The following is a 561-nucleotide window of genomic DNA, read 5'->3' as shown; positions in this document are numbered from 1 at the left end:
GCGGATCGCATCCTCACCGATCTCCTTGTTGGAGTCTTCGAGAGCAGCAAGTGCCGAGCCCTTGATGATCGGAATATCGTCGCCCGGGAAGTCATAGGACGAAAGAAGCTCACGAACCTCGAGCTCAACCAGCTCGAGAAGCTCCGGATCGTCGACCTGGTCGACCTTGTTCAGGAACACGACGATGGCCGGAACGCCAACCTGGCGGGCGAGCAGGATGTGCTCGCGCGTCTGCGGCATCGGGCCGTCGGCGGCCGAGCAGACCAGGATCGCGCCGTCCATCTGAGCCGCACCCGTGATCATGTTCTTCACATAATCGGCGTGGCCGGGACAATCAACGTGGGCGTAGTGACGGTTCTCCGTCTCGTACTCCACATGCGCCGTCGAGATCGTGATGCCACGGGCCTTCTCTTCAGGCGCCGCGTCAATCTGGTCATACGCCTTGAACTCACCGAAAAACTTCGTGATCGCTGCCGTCAAAGACGTCTTGCCGTGGTCAACGTGACCAATCGTGCCAATGTTCACATGCGGCTTCGTACGCTCAAATTTACCTTTGGCCAT

1 protein-coding gene is annotated in these 561 nt (G+C 59.0%); it reads right to left on the bottom strand.

Annotated elements, in window-relative coordinates; all coding sequences use genetic code 11:
* Positions 1-561 (bottom strand): GTP-binding protein (locus tag NA8A_RS24245; protein WP_009453097.1); only part of this gene is annotated, 561 nt, incomplete at its 3' end.

This window comes from Nitratireductor indicus C115 (genome assembly GCF_000300515.1).
In the GTDB taxonomy this organism is placed as follows: domain Bacteria; phylum Pseudomonadota; class Alphaproteobacteria; order Rhizobiales; family Rhizobiaceae; genus Nitratireductor; species Nitratireductor indicus.
Note: the sequence above shows the minus strand (reverse complement) of the source record. Positions and strands in the feature narration are given on the sequence as shown.